The 13,298-nt window shown below is 56.9% G+C and carries 16 protein-coding genes; 5 read left to right on the top strand and 11 right to left on the bottom strand.

Going from position 1 to position 13,298, the window contains the following annotated elements; genetic code table 11:
* Positions 1 to 13 precede the first annotated feature (13 nt).
* Together ruvC and KK925_RS00400 are read right to left on the bottom strand one after the other, a co-directional pair.
* Positions 14 to 598, bottom strand: a complete 585-nt coding sequence (gene ruvC, locus KK925_RS00395; RefSeq protein WP_174581626.1) for a crossover junction endodeoxyribonuclease RuvC — start codon at positions 596 to 598, stop codon at positions 14 to 16.
* Positions 576 to 2,036, bottom strand: a complete 1,461-nt coding sequence (locus tag KK925_RS00400) for a sigma-54-dependent transcriptional regulator (protein ID WP_174581627.1) — start codon at positions 2,034 to 2,036, stop codon at positions 576 to 578. Before KK925_RS00400 ends, ruvC begins: the two co-directional genes overlap by 23 nt.
* Before the next feature lie 110 nt (positions 2,037 to 2,146).
* On the opposite strand from KK925_RS00400, the gene KK925_RS00405 reads away from it, so the two are divergent.
* A complete protein-coding gene (locus KK925_RS00405; protein ID WP_174581628.1) occupies positions 2,147 to 2,653 on the top strand; it encodes a thioredoxin family protein in 507 nt (168 codons plus the stop codon).
* Between the two features lie 1,257 nt (positions 2,654 to 3,910).
* On the opposite strand, the gene KK925_RS00410 is transcribed toward KK925_RS00405, so the two are convergent.
* A complete protein-coding gene (locus tag KK925_RS00410) occupies positions 3,911 to 4,162 on the bottom strand; it encodes a hypothetical protein (protein WP_174581629.1) in 252 nt (83 codons plus the stop codon).
* Positions 4,163 to 4,274: 112 nt separating this feature from the next.
* Positions 4,275 to 4,547 (bottom strand): hypothetical protein, encoded by a 273-nt coding sequence (locus KK925_RS00415; RefSeq protein ID WP_174581630.1) that lies wholly within the window; start codon positions 4,545 to 4,547, stop codon positions 4,275 to 4,277.
* A gap of 201 nt (positions 4,548 to 4,748) precedes the next feature.
* Between KK925_RS00415 and KK925_RS00420 the strand changes: the two genes are divergently transcribed.
* The 3 genes from KK925_RS00420 (at position 4,749) to thiS (ending at position 7,043) form a co-directional block, all read left to right on the top strand.
* A complete protein-coding gene (locus KK925_RS00420; RefSeq protein ID WP_174581631.1) occupies positions 4,749 to 4,985 on the top strand; it encodes a hypothetical protein in 237 nt (78 codons plus the stop codon).
* A gap of 751 nt (positions 4,986 to 5,736) precedes the next feature.
* Positions 5,737 to 6,843 (top strand): 2-iminoacetate synthase ThiH, encoded by a 1,107-nt coding sequence (gene thiH, locus KK925_RS00425; RefSeq protein ID WP_174581632.1) that lies wholly within the window; start codon positions 5,737 to 5,739, stop codon positions 6,841 to 6,843.
* Complete coding sequence (thiS, locus tag KK925_RS00430; RefSeq protein ID WP_174581633.1) at positions 6,831 to 7,043, top strand: sulfur carrier protein ThiS; 213 nt, start codon at positions 6,831 to 6,833, stop codon at positions 7,041 to 7,043. Before thiH ends, thiS begins: the two co-directional genes overlap by 13 nt.
* A 28-nt stretch (positions 7,044 to 7,071) precedes the next feature.
* On the opposite strand, the gene purE is transcribed toward thiS, so the two are convergent.
* The 6 genes from purE to trpC all read right to left on the bottom strand — a co-directional run bounded on the left by purE (position 7,072) and on the right by trpC (position 11,772).
* The gene (gene purE, locus KK925_RS00435) at positions 7,072 to 7,575 is read right to left on the bottom strand and encodes a 5-(carboxyamino)imidazole ribonucleotide mutase (RefSeq protein WP_236027784.1); all 504 of its coding nucleotides are present in this window, start codon (positions 7,573 to 7,575) and stop codon (positions 7,072 to 7,074) included.
* Between the two features lie 214 nt (positions 7,576 to 7,789).
* Positions 7,790 to 8,392, bottom strand: coding sequence for a flavoprotein (locus KK925_RS00440; protein WP_174581635.1), 603 nt, complete (start codon positions 8,390 to 8,392; stop codon positions 7,790 to 7,792).
* A gap of 23 nt (positions 8,393 to 8,415) precedes the next feature.
* Positions 8,416 to 9,039: a guanylate kinase gene (gene gmk / locus KK925_RS00445; protein ID WP_174581636.1), complete on the bottom strand. Its 624-nt coding sequence runs from the start codon at positions 9,037 to 9,039 to the stop codon at positions 8,416 to 8,418.
* Positions 9,032 to 10,282, bottom strand: coding sequence for a tryptophan synthase subunit beta (gene trpB / locus KK925_RS00450; RefSeq protein ID WP_174581637.1), 1,251 nt, complete (start codon positions 10,280 to 10,282; stop codon positions 9,032 to 9,034). Before trpB ends, gmk begins: the two co-directional genes overlap by 8 nt.
* The gene (locus tag KK925_RS00455) at positions 10,275 to 10,961 is read right to left on the bottom strand and encodes a phosphoribosylanthranilate isomerase (RefSeq protein ID WP_174581638.1); all 687 of its coding nucleotides are present in this window, start codon (positions 10,959 to 10,961) and stop codon (positions 10,275 to 10,277) included. Before KK925_RS00455 ends, trpB begins: the two co-directional genes overlap by 8 nt.
* A 4-nt stretch (positions 10,962 to 10,965) precedes the next feature.
* Positions 10,966 to 11,772 carry an indole-3-glycerol phosphate synthase TrpC gene (trpC, locus tag KK925_RS00460; RefSeq protein WP_174581639.1) on the bottom strand — a complete coding sequence of 269 codons (807 nt, stop codon included), beginning with the start codon at positions 11,770 to 11,772 and terminating at the stop codon, positions 10,966 to 10,968.
* A 212-nt stretch (positions 11,773 to 11,984) separates the two neighbouring features.
* On the opposite strand from trpC, the gene KK925_RS00465 reads away from it, so the two are divergent.
* Positions 11,985 to 12,683 (top strand): L,D-transpeptidase family protein, encoded by a 699-nt coding sequence (locus KK925_RS00465; RefSeq protein WP_174581640.1) that lies wholly within the window; start codon positions 11,985 to 11,987, stop codon positions 12,681 to 12,683.
* A gap of 348 nt (positions 12,684 to 13,031) precedes the next feature.
* On the opposite strand, the gene KK925_RS00470 is transcribed toward KK925_RS00465, so the two are convergent.
* Positions 13,032 to 13,289, bottom strand: a complete 258-nt coding sequence (locus KK925_RS00470) for a hypothetical protein (protein WP_174581641.1) — start codon at positions 13,287 to 13,289, stop codon at positions 13,032 to 13,034.
* Positions 13,290 to 13,298 lie beyond the last annotated feature (9 nt).

Below are 13,298 nucleotides of genomic sequence, written 5' to 3' on the forward strand. Positions count from 1 at the left end.
TCGAGAAAAGCCATCATACCCGCCCGCTCCCCACAGAGATCGCCCAGTTGCGGTGAAGATGTGCGAGCGCCACCGCCAGAGCGTCCGCCACATCGGGTGATGGGGGTTGGGATAGCCCAAGCAGGGACTTTACCATAAAGGCCACCTGTCTTTTCTGGGCTTGGCCTTTTCCTGAAACGCCTAGCTTCACAAGCCTCGGGGGATACTCATAGACGGGAATCAACCGACGCGCCAGTGTTAAGAGAATGACTCCCCGCGCGGCCCCTAAGTCCAAAGCCGTGCGGATACTCTGAACGAAAATCACTTTTTCCACGGCCGCCACCTGTGGAGCAAACTCACCCACGATCCTTTCCATCTCGCTCTGTAGGGCTTGCAAGCAAGAACCTATGGAAGCTTTCCGAGCAACCCGGATCGTCCCGCAGGAAACAAGCCGGAGCCTGCCACGACCTTGGCATTCCACAATCCCGTAACCGGTAGAGCGCAGGGAAGGATCCACGCCCAAAACGCAATGCTTTCCGTTCCGGACTTCCCCGGAAACTTGCTCCACTTTCCCCCCTTCCCAAGGCTTACGATCCTTAACCTTTGGCTTTCCCCTCACCTCGAAAGCCTTTCCATTCGCCTTCCCTATGGGTTTTCCGCTCTCCCCATTTTGACTGGAAAAGCTCCTCGAGAACCTGCCACCAGCCCTCTCCCCCACAACCCAGAGCCCAGTCCAAAAGAATCTCCGCAGCCTTTTCCACTTCTTCCGTTCGCCCCATCGAAGCGGGCGCGACTCGGCAACTGCGGATCTCTTCCGGCAGATCCGCTGGTTCGATGGAACTACCGGTCGCAAAAACCAGCGCTCGCTGAATCGCATTTTCCAGTTCCCGGACGTTCCCGGGCCAGCTATAGGAATAGAGAAGCTGCCAAGCTTCCTCAGAAACCCGCAGGCTTCCGCCCCCCGGCCGGCTTTTCCGATGCTTGCGAAGGAAGTGTTGCACCAGTTCCGGAAGATCGGGTAACCGCTCCCGAAGAGGAGGAACGTGGATGCGCACTACGTTAAGCCGATAGTAAAGATCCTCTCGGAATTCCCGTTTTTGAACTGCACGGGCAAGGTCTTTGTTGGTAGCAGCAATGAGCCGGACATCCACTCGAATCGGCACATTACTTCCTACTCGAGAGAATTCCCCCTCCTGCAATACTCGCAAGATTTTGGTTTGGGTGGTAAGCGGCATGTCGCCGATCTCGTCCAGAAAAAGCGTCCCGCCATCGGCCTCCTCAAACTTTCCAATCCGTTGGGTCATGGCCCCCGTAAAAGCCCCGCGCTCATGACCAAACAGCTCGCTTTCCAAAAGATTGTCGGGGATGGCCGCACAGTTCATGGCCACAAACGGCTTGCCGGCACGCAAGCTGTGCTGGTGAATGGCCCGCGCAATCAGTTCCTTACCGGTTCCGCTTTCTCCCGTAATGAGGACGGTTGCACTGGTGGGAGCTACCTGGCCAATGAGTTTATATACCCGTTGCATCGCAAAAGAGCTTCCAACCAAAAACTCCAATGACTCGGAGGACGGGACCGGCGTGCCTTCCGTGTGAGGGAGCTCCTTGCGATGCCGCGCTGCGAGCCGTGCCCTTTCCAATAGGGCCTTAAGCCCTTCGAGCTCAAAGGGCTTGAGAATGTAATCAAAGGCCCCGAGCTTCATCGCTTCAATCGCCGTTTGGGCAGTGCCATAAGCGGTCATCATGATGACCACAGAAGAAGGGTCCCGCCGGCGAATCTCCCGGAGCGTTTCTAGCCCATTTTGGCCAGCCATCCGGATGTCCATGACAACGACATCCACTGGCTGCTGGCTTACAACGGCAAGTGCCTCCTTTCCGCTTTCTGCCCGAAGGACCCTCCACCCTTCGGGTTCCAACAGACGTTCAAAGGCGTAATGAACGTCCTTCTCGTCGTCGACAATAAGAATCCGGTCGGGCTCAGGTTCTCCTGTTTGCGAGGAGCCTATTTCCGGCAGGGTTGGCTTTTTCCCTCCGCGGGAACCGGCCTGGGTTTTGCTCATGTCCCAAAGTCTAAAAACACTCTCCTTTTCCCGCAAGGGATGGAATCATCCAGCCGGCGCGCACCATTTGCAACGAACGATAGGATCGAGTAACCTTAGGGAACCTTTCTATGAAAAATTGGTTGCGCTTGTTCTTGGTTCTTAGCCTGTGGGTAGCCACGGGGATCGGGGGAGCCTATGGAGCCAACTGGCTCACCAGCTATCGGGAAGCGCTTTCCCGGGCAAAGAAAGAAAAGAAAATCGTTCTTATGAACTTCACAGGGAGCGATTGGTGTCCCTGGTGCCAAAAACTGGAAAAGGAAGTATTTTCTACACCGGAATTCAAAGCGTACGCAGACAAGCACTTGATCCTTCTCTTCGTCGATTTCCCCCAACACAAGGAATTGCCCCCGGACCTGAAAAAACAAAACGACGAGCTCGCCGATAAGTTTGGTGTAGATTCCTATCCTACCTTGATCTTCTTGGATCCCAGCGGAAAGAAAATCGGCGAGCTCGGTTACATGCCTGGCGGACCCAAGGTATTCCTGGCAGAAGTCGAACGAATTCGCCTGGGCAAAGGCCACGCCCAGGACCTTACGGCACCCCAAGAGGGATCCTCTCGAGTTTCCCTCCCCTAAGCCCTTCCGTTCGGGACGAGCCGAGTAGCACGACGGGCGGTAAAGCGTTTGCCCTTGGGAGTTAGAGGAACCCTAAAAGGAAGCGTACCCCCGTTTCTTTGGAGTCCTAGGGTCTTCTTTTGTTTCCCCACCAGCGCACAAGCACGCTTCGGCCGAAGAGACTAAACCGTTCCTTACCGCGCGCTACGGCAATCCTCTCTCTGGCAAAGGCGTGAAACTCTTTCGCGAACCATACCGGCCTACGTTCCCTGGTTCCCAAAAAGCGACCAGCCGGTCTTAAGTCTTTTCAAGGCTTTTACCCCGACGGGCCAGCAACGATTTCTTGGGTTCTTAAACTCTCCTTAAACCGTTCCTAAGACCCTAGACAACCATTTCCTTTCGAGGAAAGATCCTCCGGGACGCTGGCCAAAGAGCGCTCCCGATCATTTCGCGTGCCGGGGTTTTTACTGACAAAGCCCACGTAGTGCCTAGTCTTGCATTTTTGGGGGATAGAGGCTCGGCAGGCCGTCGATCGCCTCCCGATCGGGCATGCGCCGCTTTGAGCCTTTGAGTCTTTTCCGAAGCTCCGCCACAGAATCGACCACACATGCTTTGTCCCGATCGCTTGCGGGTAGGCGCTACCATCTCCCGCACCGACGCGCCTTCCGAGAGACCCAACCCTCTGCGGGCCAGACGCACGTGGCAACACCCTGGTAAGAACTTGATGCCCTACCGGCGCCCGGGGTTGACCGCGCCCACCACAGACGTGTAGGCGGGGTCCGACTTCGATCACCTCGGCTCCGGCGCGAAACAAAGGGGACCTGAGCAATCGTTGATCGCCTGGGCGCTAGGCGAAGGAAGAAAAGCAAGCGAGCGCAAACGGGATCCACTGACTCACGCTCAAGCTTCCTCTTGCGAAGATTCAACCGTTCGATCACAAGCGGCTTGCCCGATTGAACACAGACCCGCGCGATCTTTTTCGCACGCATGAGCAAAAGTCGCTTTCGCCTGCTTTCCACTCTTCCCATCGAGATTCGATCGGATCCCGCGGATTCTCGCGAGATTGCCCAAGCGGCCCCTTTCGACCCAAGGGGAGATGATCCTCGGTTGATCTCGATGCCCACCGCTCCAGTAAGGCAGCGTTTCAACGGGGAAACGGGCGCGTGCCTCGGAGGCTTGGCAAGCACCTGTCACCCCTTCCCGCACCGCACGAGGCGGTAGCTTTCCCGGCGATCCCTCCCGCTTCCAGACGAGTCTCCCAAGTCTTCATTGGCGTGGTCAGATTTTCCTGGCGGCAAGCACCGAAAGGATCGACTCCTGGCCGTAGGCGCAAGCGCACGATTTAAAAAACCAGGAATTGGCTCGGGCTTTCCCATCCGTCTGAAGCCGCAACCGCAACAAAGCCGATCGACTGCCGTCCGGGGCGACTACGGCTTGGCAGGGACCCGTTGCCCGAGGCCTCGTCCTTCGACCCCAGGAGAAAAAACGGGCTGCACCGCTCCACCTGCCAATGTCTCTTCCGGTTCGCATGGGTTGGCGTGTGGGTTTTTTTCCAAGGAAAACTTTTTACGGGAAGAGGTGGCACAAGCCCAAAAAAGAAGGACACGCACCCATTCGGGACTCCTCTTCGGCCAGAAGCGCGTCACGCTTGGTCGGGAGGATGGCCAGCCTGCACTCTTTCTCGTGCACAATATTCCAGTTCCCTTCTTTCCTGGAGCTTGCAGACCACCTTTTCCGCTCTGCGCGGATCCCGCTCCTTAGCTTTCTCCATTGCGATCGTGGCGCTTTCCCCCGATCGAAGCCTTTCTTCCCTTCGAGCTCGAACCAGGAGGGCAGAGGGAACTCTTGGGCGGTCAAGCGACACTGTGGTAGACAGGATCGATTGCCCTTGTTTGAGCGAAACCCAAGCCCGCATCTGGCACAAAAAGCCTCCGCTCCCGCTTGCCCGTAGAGCGTCGCGTGGCCGTTACGCAACGCCCACTACTCGGCCGTCACCCCAAGAACCGGCTCTGGTAAGTGAAAAATCCAGCGAGCTTACTCATCAATGCCTGCGAAAACCTTCTTGCCACGCTTTCGAGCAAATCTCTTCCCGTAGAGCCTGGCACACAAGGAGACCATGACCTCATCCAGATCGCACACGATCTTGTCCGTCACGGCATTGGGATGCACCCCGAATGGATCGACTCTGCACGGCCCAAGCCACTTCCCGGTACTCGAGGACCAAACGCATCAGCCGGTCAAGCTCCTCGACCGGGATGACGCCAACCTTGGGATGAGAGACCTGCCCAATGAGTTCTCTACGATGACCGTTTGTCCCAAAGCCGACCTTTTTGACGGGCTTGAGGATCTGTAACAGTTTGCTTGAGAGCCAAGTCGGGAAAACCTAGGCCAATTCCCTATCTCAATCCCGCTTTTTCGTGGGCGCTTGCACACCCACGAGCAAAGGGTCGCGCCATCGGGTGGTGCCTCCTCCGCATGCACGAGTATTGTCCCGGTCGGCAACTATTCTTGCGAGAAGAGGCAAAGGCCCTCCTGCCCCATCCGGCAAAGCCGCTTTAGAGCCAACACCCTGCCGCTTGAGCCATGCACGTAACTTCATGCTGATATACGGCCCCATACACAGCGTTATAGTTCGCTCTATGTCTTAGCTCTTGCCAACCCTAAAAGCCCTTCCCAGAGACGTTCCGTCACAAAGGAAAAAGCTTGGGGACAATAAGGAGCGTTACCCCGGCCCAGGAGCTACGGCCTGTGTAGGAAGAGAAAAAAGAGAAGCACTTTTGGCTGGTTTCTCCGACCCAAAAAGGCAAGTTTGCTTGCTACGTTTGCAAGCCTGGCCGCTGTTTTTCTGGGTTAGCTACAAAAAAAGGAAGACTGAGTTTTGGAGAGAAACCCTACCCCACCCGCCAGGGGAATTTTTTTACCAAGAGATTTTGTTGTGCATCCCACAGAGGCGCTCATAGATAAAGCTTGGGAGCCGAGCTGCCGAGGAACTTTCAAAAAAAGACACAAGCGGGTGACCATTCTCTGGCCAAGGGTTTTTTCCACGATGGTTACCGGCTCGGCGCTTGCCCACCCAATCCTCCGCGGCTACAGTGCCCATAGCCTTGCAAAAGGAAGCGGCAAGTTTTGATTCGCTCTATCCCCTGGAAAAAGCCTCGCCACGCCTGGCTCGTCTGAAGGCTTACCTGGAACCTATGCCCAGGGAAAAACTCCGCCGGCTTGCGATTGCCGCCCAGGAACTGACTGTGCGGCATTTCGGCCGCACCATGCGTCTTTTTGCTCCCCTCTATCTTTCCAACGAATGCGTCAACATCTGCCAGTATTGCGGTTTTTCCCGGACCAACCGGTTGGAACGGATCACATTAAGCCCTGAGGAAGTCGAAAAGGAAGCTCGTTACCTTACCAAGCAGGGATTCCGGCACCTCCTCTTAGTCTCTGGAGAACACCCGAAAAAGGTTTCTGTTGAATACTTAATCGAATGTGTTGAAAGGCTCCGTCCTTTCGTTCCTGAAATTTCGCTGGAAGTGGCTCCGCTGGACACCTGCGACTATGCTCGCTTGGTCCAAGCCGGGCTGGATGGGATGGTGATCTATCAAGAAACCTACGATCCGGAGTCCTATGCCTGCTGGCACGTCGCCGGGCCGAAACGGGATTTCCTCTACCGCCTGCTGGCTCCCGTGAGAGCCTACGAGGCCGGTATTCGCCGCATTGGAATAGGTGCCCTTTTTGGATTGACCCCGTGGCAAGAGGAAGCGTTGCGACTGGGCCGTCACCTCGATGCGCTTTTGCGACAATGCTGGAAAGCCTTTCTTACGGTGTCCTTCCCACGGATCCGTCCCTCGGCGGGGAACTTCGTAGCCCCGTTTCCACTGGCCGATCGGGATCTCATCCAGCTTGTCATCGCCTTTCGGCTTTCCTTCCCCCAAGTCGGACTGGTTCTCTCCACCCGAGAGACGCCGGCCTTGCGGGATGCACTGGCCCCGGTGGGGATTACCATGATGAGCGCAGGATCGCGGACCGATCCCGGGGGTTATACCGGAGCTGGCCTACGGACTGTTCCCATCCGCCCCGCCCCCACTGCGCCGGCCAAAAGGGAAACGCGGGAGCAGTTTGCCATCGCGGACGACCGGTCCCCTGAAGAAGTGGCAGCTCGGCTCCAAGAACTAGGGTACGATCCGGTCTGGAAAGATTGGGAAAGATGCACGAGCTAGTCTCTATCCGTGTCAACGGTCAAACCCTCACGGTGCGCACAGGGCTCACACTCGGCGAGCTTGTGACCCAATGGGGCTTGCCGGCTCGCGGACTCCTTGTAGAGGTGAACCAGGAGGTTCTCCCTCAAAACCAGTGGCCTACCTACGCTCTCCAACAAGGGGATGTAATCGAGCTTGTCCGCATCACCGCTGGCGGCTAGGCGCAATACTTCCGCCCCTGAGGCCGCCCTAGGGCAACTCAAGATCCTGCCCGAGAACCCTTTTGGACTGTTCCTTTCGGAAAATTTCCAAAGCCTCCCAGAGCTTGGGATCCTCCACCCCCAAAATGGCCACAGCCAAAAGCGCCGCATTGCGAGCGCCTGCCCGGCCAACCCCCACGCAGCCAACCGGGACACCTGCAGGCATTGGCACCATAGCCAGGAGAGCATCCACACCACGGAAAGCTCCTGATTCGATCGCCACACCCAAAACGGGAAGAACGGTCTGAGCCGCCACCACTCCGGGAAGATGGGCTGCCCCTCCTGCGGCTGCGATCAAAAGTTTAAGCCCCCGATCCCGTGCCCCGAGTACATAGTCGCGAAGCGCCTCTGGTGTCCGGTGAGCTGAAAGCACGCGGGCTTCATAGGCCACACCAAACTCTTTCAGGGTCTTGGCCGCCTCGACCATGACACCCCAATCACTGGAACTGCCTACGAGAATCGCCACCCGCGGTTGCGCTATGGGGGCGACCACCTCGCCTCTGCCCTCTTGGCTCATGCTCGCTGGACCGAGACTTGCTCCACGGAGCGACTCCTACTTCTTTTTGGCAGGCTTCTTTGCAGCTGTCTTTTTTGCCGGTTTCTTTGAAGCGGCCTTTTTCTTTTCTGCCATTGCTCGATCACCCCCTTCCCGATTTTCCGAAAAGCTCTTGGCTTCCAAGAACTTTCCTTGAAAACCCCTCGCTTCTCTACTCAAAGGGGCCTTCTTGGCAAGTCTCTTTTTTCGTTTTTTCGCTTGGCTCTTCTTCCTTCCCTTTCCAAAGACCAAACACCTGCGAAGCGATCTCTTCGGCTGGCCATAGCCGGCCCAGCCCAACATGTCCGCAGGCCAGAACCCCTTGGTCCGGACCCAGCCAGCGAACCCCTCTTTCGGTGAGGATCCGCACATTTTCTTGTACCGCCGCATGAAACCACATGTTGCCATTCATGGCCGGGGCAATGATGAGCGGGCAACGAATGGCCAGAAGCGTCGAAGTCAAAAGATCGGGAGCTAACCCGTGGGCTAATTTGCCAAGGACATCAGCGGTCGCAGGAGCAACCACGGCAAGCCGGGCACGCTCGGCCAGAGCAATGTGAATGGGCTTGCCATCCAAAATCCCAAAATCACGATCCGTGAAAGCCTTGCGACCAGTGAGGCTTTCAAAAAGGAGCGGACGGACAAATTTTTCCGCTTCCCCAGTGAGGATCACGTCTACCTTAGCCCCCTGGCGAGTCAAAAGGCTTGCGATATCCGCAGCCCGGTAGGCGGCGACCGATCCGGTTACTCCCAAAAGAACCGTGGAACCCTGCATCCTGAAAGCTCCTCCAATCCTCGCTAATATTCCTCCAGGCGAAGCCGCCGGCTCAAGTATCGTTCAGCCTTCATGATCGCCCGGAACTTTTGAAGATCCTCTTCGACGGATCCGCTTAGGATCGTATATTTGAAGTCCCGCCAGCGCTTCATTTCCTGGCCCGCCCGATGGAGACGCAAGCGAATTTCCTCATCGTTTTCCGTTCCCCTTTTTCGTAGCCTCCGCTCAAGCTCTTCCAAAGTGGGTGGCATAATGAACACATCCACCAAAGCTTCCCGGATCTTGGGATCTTCAAGGGAACGGATCTGGTCGGCCCCTTGAACGTCGATATCCAAAAGGACATCGGTCCCTTCGTCCAAAGCTTGAAGCACGGGTTCTTTGGGAGTCCCGTAGTAGTGGCCATGAACCTGGGCATATTCCAAAAACTCCCCCCGACGGGCTTTGGCCAGAAACTCCTCCACGGTAAGGAAGTAGTAATCCTCCCCGTGGAGCTCTCCCGGCCTAGGAGAGCGCGTTGTGCAGGAGATGGAAAAAATAAAATCGGGCGTTTTGCGCAAGTTATCACAAAGGGTCGTCTTTCCGGTCCCGGAAGGTGCGGAAACGACAAAGAGGATCCCGGATCTTCGAAAGATCTTTTGACTACCCATGGGATAGGGAAGAGATCGCCCCGGCCGGACGTCCTTTTGCTGCGAGCCATTTCAAAACTTGGTGAAGATCCTTGTCGCCACGACCGGAAAGGTTGACCAAGACCACCGAACCTTTGCCCAGTTCCCGGGCTACCTTGAGGGCTACCGCCACCGCATGGGCACTTTCCAGCGCAGGAATGATCCCCTCGGTGCGCGTTAAAAGACAAAACGCCTCGACCGCTTCCTCGTCCGTCGCGTAGGTGTACTCGGCGCGTCCCGTATCCCGCAGGTGCGCGTGTTCCGGCCCTACCATGGCATGATCCAACCCTGCCGAGATCGATTCGGTCAACTCCACCTGGCCAAAAGGGTCCTGGAGCAAATAGGAATACGCTCCTTGCAAGATCCCAGGGCATCCCGCCTGGAAACGCGCTGCATGCTTGCCTTTTTCGATCCCGGCTCCCCCCGCCTCGACCCCAATCAAACGCACCGAGTCCGAAAGAAAAGCATAGAAAAAGCCAATCGCATTACTCCCTCCCCCCACACAGGCAACCAAGGCATCGGGAAGGCGCCCTTCCCGCTCCAAGATCTGGCTGCGGGCCTCCTCCCCGATGACCCGTTGAAACTCCCGCACGATTGTGGGATAAGGATGCGGGCCCACCACAGAGCCCAAGATGTAATGCGTGGTTCGCACGTTGGTCACCCAATCCCGCAAGGCTTCATTGATGGCCTCTTTGAGCGTCTGTTGCCCCGCTTTTACGGGAACCACCTGCGCTCCGAGGAGCTCCATGCGAGCGACGTTGAGCGCCTGACGTTCCATATCCTTTTGCCCCATGTAAATCACACACTGGACTCCAAAACGGGCGCAGACCGTAGCCGTGGCCACCCCATGCTGTCCAGCTCCCGTTTCAGCAATCACGCGCTTTTTGCCCATTCGCCGGGCGAGAAGAATTTGGCCCAGGGTGTTATTGATCTTATGGGCCCCCGTGTGCAAGAGATCCTCTCTTTTGAGATAGATTCGAGCTCCACCTGCCTCTTCGCTTAACCGTTCTGCGAGGGTAAGGGGTGTGGGCCGACCTGCGAAACTACGCCGTAGCTCGTCCAATTCTTTCCAAAAGGACGCGTCCGTTCTTACCCTGCAGTACTCCTGCCAGAGTTCCTCTAGAGCTCCCACAAGCGTTTCCGGAACAAACGCGCCCCCATAGGGTCCAAACCAACCGCAAGAGGCCTGCCCTTCCGTCGCGTGCGAAGGTAACACTTCAAACATCGCCTTTTCCCCTTTCCCAGAGCCCCGTTGAACCTTTCCCAGCAAAATCTCTCGAGGCATAAGAAAACCATTCCCGGGCCAGGGAAAGAAAGGCCTTGAGCCGGCTTGCATCCTTTTTTCCCGGAAAAGACTCCACACCGCTTGAGACATCCACCCCGTCGGGCCGGGTTCTTTCCAGTGCTTCCCAAAGATTTTCGGGGCAAAGCCCGCCCGCCAAGATTAGAGGTTTCGCCGTCCGCTGGCGCAGTTGGGCAACGGTATCCCAGCAAAAAGTCTTCCCCGTCCCGCCAATTTCGGCAGAATCAAGCACATAGGCGCAGGCAGCCGGCAAAGGATTTGACTCGGGCCAAGGCATACGGAGCGACCGCAACACCGGAAGTCTCACTACGGCGGCGGCATTGAGTTCGGTGTCACTGGCACCATGAATCTGCCAGGCGCCCAACGGGAGAAACCTTTCCCACTGCCTTAGCTCTTCAAGCTTTGGGTTAACCACGACTCCGACCGCTACAAAGGCAGAATGGTTGTGGGAAAGTTTTTCCAAAAGCCTCTCTAACTCGATGGGGGAAAGGTAACGAGGACTCCGAGGATAGAGCACAAAACCAACCGCGTCAGCCCCGAGCTCTAATGCTAGCTCTGCATCCTCCAGCCTTCGGATCCCGCAAACTTTCACTTGAAACATGGTGCTATGAACGACTCCGAGCTCCTAGAGGCCCTTGGCCTCCCTTTCGAAAAGCGCGCACTTTGCCGCTGGGGTCAGACGCCCTCATGAGAGCCTCTCCCACAAGAATCGCGTCCACCCCAAGATTGCGCAGCCAGCCCACTTGCTCCGGTTCGCGAATCCCGCTTTCGCTCACCACAATACACTCCGGAGGGATTTCGGGGAGCAATTGTTCGGTGGTTCGAAGATCCACCGTAAAATCACGCAAATCCCGGTTGTTAATTCCGACGATCCGACTCCCTGCTTCCAAAGCCAACTCTAGCTCATAGCGGTCATGCACCTCGACCAGCACCTCAAGCCCTAGGGAACGTGCCCGGGAAGCAAGTTTCTGGAGCCGCTTGGGAGGGAGAATACGCGCGATGAGCAAAACAGCATCCGCCCCAACGGCAAGACTTTCCCACAGATCCCCTTCTTCCAAAAGAAAGTCCTTGCGCAAAATGGGCTTGGCTATGGTTTGCCGGACTCTCCGCAGATCATCTAGGCTACCGAGGAAGAACGCCGGTTCCGTAAGCACGCTCACAGCATCCGCGCCCCCCTGTTCGTACTGCTGAGCCAAGAAAACCGGATCGGCTTCCGCCGCAATGAGACCGGTAGAAGGGGAGGCACGTTTAATCTCTGCAATAAGAGAAATCCCATCTTGTCGTCGCAGCGCAGAAGCGAAGGATCGGAAATCGGTCCGGCCGAAGGCCGCCTTTCGCCATTGGCGAAGATTTTCCCGAGAGTTCCGCCGGCGACGATAGGATTCTGCTACGATAGCCTCGAGGAATTTCACACGCTCGTCCCCATAAGTCTTTTAGGCTTGGCAAAAAAGCAAAAGCAACACCGTCGCTCCGCGGTATCCTATCGAAGTGTTGTCCAGTTGCCTACCGGAAAGTGGGGAGAACACACCTGGGTCCCCTTTTTCTACTTTATCTAGGAATAGGGTTGACTTTCCGTGGTTGGCTTTCCTACCAAGAAGATTCGCAAAAAGAGTGTCAGGGCAATATGAGGCTTTGGGTTGGGTTTTTGGTTTTCGTCCTTCTCGGAGAATTCCCGATCTTTCGATTGGTTGCCGAGTCCGTTGCCCGGGCGCTTCCGGTCGGTTCCTCCGTCCCTCTGTCGCGCGAGCACGAACCGGTGCGCAGAGCCCAGGCAGTCTACGTCAAAGAGGAACGTGTCCAGTTGCCTAACGGGAAGGTGGTGATCCGGCGGATTACTTATATCGGAGGAAACCCCTATCGCATTCTCTCGGCGATCTGGTGGCACCCCGATCCCAGCAAACCCATTACAGGAATCGTGGTACGGATTGGTGAACAACGACTCTACGCCTACCAGGGGGATAAGGTCGTGGCAATGGCTCCCGTATGCACCGGGAGGCCTGGCCACGAGACCCCTCCTGGCCTTTATGCGGTCCTAGGCAAAGACCGTAATCACAAATCCAATCTCTATGGAGCTTTTGTGGATTCCCACGGCCGAATCGTAGATCCCAACGCCGACGCCAGGCAAAAACCTCCTCCAGGGCTTCACTTCGAACCGGCGGCGATGCCCTTTTTCTTGCGGTTAAGCCAGGAGGGTGTCGGGCTCCATGGAGGTTACCTCCCGGGACATGCCGACTCCCATGGGTGCATTCGCCTGCCGGAAGCCTTTGCGCGAGACATTTTTGATCTTGTCCAGGTAGGAACGCCGGTGCGTATCGACCCATAAGGCGGCCGGAAGTTGGCGTGCGACAGGTTTGTCGTCGAAGGCCAACATAGCGGCCGTGGTCATGTTCCCGCGGGAAGATCCGCCCGGTGGCAAATGATCGGCCTTTCCGACCAGGCAAGGGCCGGTTTCAGTCCGATGGTAAAGACAGCAATGGGCTTGGCGAAGGTGAAACACAAAAGCCGCCGCGCGCTCGGGCCTTAGACCCATCGGTGACACGGTGGACGCTTTTCGTGCAAAAATCCAATGCCCCGATCCCCAATAAGAGCCTTGTTCCCTTTTGGTCTGGCCAACCCGATCGTCAGGCCTCGCATCGCTAAAGATCGCTTTGGCTTCTCCTACGCTTTTCCATCAAGGGACAAATCCTCCATCCAGCGGCCTTGCCACAAGCTTGCCGAGAGGGCCGATCCCGGCTTTGGCCAAATCGCCTCGGTTTTTCTCCATGCCGATCGGTCCTGTCAGCCAGCGCCTCACCCAAGTAACCCAGCGGCCTTCCCGCTCGCAACGTCCCCTTTCCCCATCCGGCAGGCCGCCTTGTAGCAAGCGCCTCTCTTCCTTGGTCCGGAGGCGTGCCTCCCCTCCCACGTGTTGCCGTGCACGACGCTCCACGCGTTCCCG

This window comes from Candidatus Methylacidithermus pantelleriae (genome assembly GCF_905250085.1).
In the GTDB taxonomy this organism is placed as follows: Bacteria; Verrucomicrobiota; Verrucomicrobiia; order Methylacidiphilales; family Methylacidiphilaceae; genus Methylacidithermus; species Methylacidithermus pantelleriae.

Excerpts from the sequence above, each read along its gene's own strand:
- KK925_RS00455 (WP_174581638.1), bottom strand. The coding sequence starts at position 10,961 with ATGTTTCAAGTGAAAGTTTGCGGGATCCGAAGGCTGGAGGATGCAGAG.
- KK925_RS00420 (WP_174581631.1), top strand. The coding sequence starts at position 4,749 with ATGACCTCATCCAGATCGCACACGATCTTGTCCGTCACGGCATTGGGA.
- KK925_RS00400 (WP_174581627.1), bottom strand. The coding sequence starts at position 2,036 with ATGAGCAAAACCCAGGCCGGTTCCCGCGGAGGGAAAAAGCCAACCCTG.
- KK925_RS00405 (WP_174581628.1), top strand. The coding sequence starts at position 2,147 with ATGAAAAATTGGTTGCGCTTGTTCTTGGTTCTTAGCCTGTGGGTAGCC.
- trpB (WP_174581637.1), bottom strand. The coding sequence starts at position 10,282 with ATGTTTGAAGTGTTACCTTCGCACGCGACGGAAGGGCAGGCCTCTTGC.
- KK925_RS00440 (WP_174581635.1), bottom strand. The coding sequence starts at position 8,392 with ATGCAGGGTTCCACGGTTCTTTTGGGAGTAACCGGATCGGTCGCCGCC.
- KK925_RS00415 (WP_174581630.1), bottom strand. The coding sequence starts at position 4,547 with ATGCGGGCTTGGGTTTCGCTCAAACAAGGGCAATCGATCCTGTCTACC.
- KK925_RS00410 (WP_174581629.1), bottom strand. The coding sequence starts at position 4,162 with ATGCGAACCGGAAGAGACATTGGCAGGTGGAGCGGTGCAGCCCGTTTT.
- KK925_RS00465 (WP_174581640.1), top strand. The coding sequence starts at position 11,985 with ATGAGGCTTTGGGTTGGGTTTTTGGTTTTCGTCCTTCTCGGAGAATTC.
- gmk (WP_174581636.1), bottom strand. The coding sequence starts at position 9,039 with ATGGGTAGTCAAAAGATCTTTCGAAGATCCGGGATCCTCTTTGTCGTT.
- thiS (WP_174581633.1), top strand. The coding sequence starts at position 6,831 with ATGCACGAGCTAGTCTCTATCCGTGTCAACGGTCAAACCCTCACGGTG.